Raw genomic sequence first — 330 nt, 5'->3', positions numbered from 1 at the left:
GTAATCTAACAACCTAGCATCACCTGATTTGGGTTCTGTGTAGTTAGGCAGTGCTTCATTTGGAAACATTACATCCCAGACAAACCTTTTAACAAATAACTTTAAAAATGCTGGGTGATAATATTTTTCAATGTATAGATCTATTATATCCCAGTCTTTATCATCATCATGCATATTAATAAGGCCAAAATGCTCTAACCAGGCACAGGCAGCAACAAACTGCATACCTTCATTGGGCTGTTTTTGATCTTTCCAAACTTGTATATCTGAATGCTTATAACTATTCAATCTCCACCATGTATAGTCATCTTGTTCATAAGCGTTAACAAG

Annotated in this window: 1 protein-coding gene; it reads right to left on the bottom strand. The window is 35.2% G+C overall.

Annotation, left to right across the window (positions count from 1 at the left end; all coding sequences use genetic code 11):
• On the bottom strand, positions 1-330 hold a 330-nt coding region (locus J8L98_RS24700; protein ID WP_210998698.1), incomplete at both ends, for a hypothetical protein.

Origin of the sequence: Pseudoalteromonas sp. MMG013 (assembly GCF_018100885.1) — a bacterium.
GTDB lineage: Bacteria > Pseudomonadota > Gammaproteobacteria > Enterobacterales > Alteromonadaceae > Pseudoalteromonas > Pseudoalteromonas aurantia.
The sequence above is the reverse complement of the archived record's forward strand: the minus strand, read 5'-3'. Positions and strand labels throughout refer to the sequence as shown.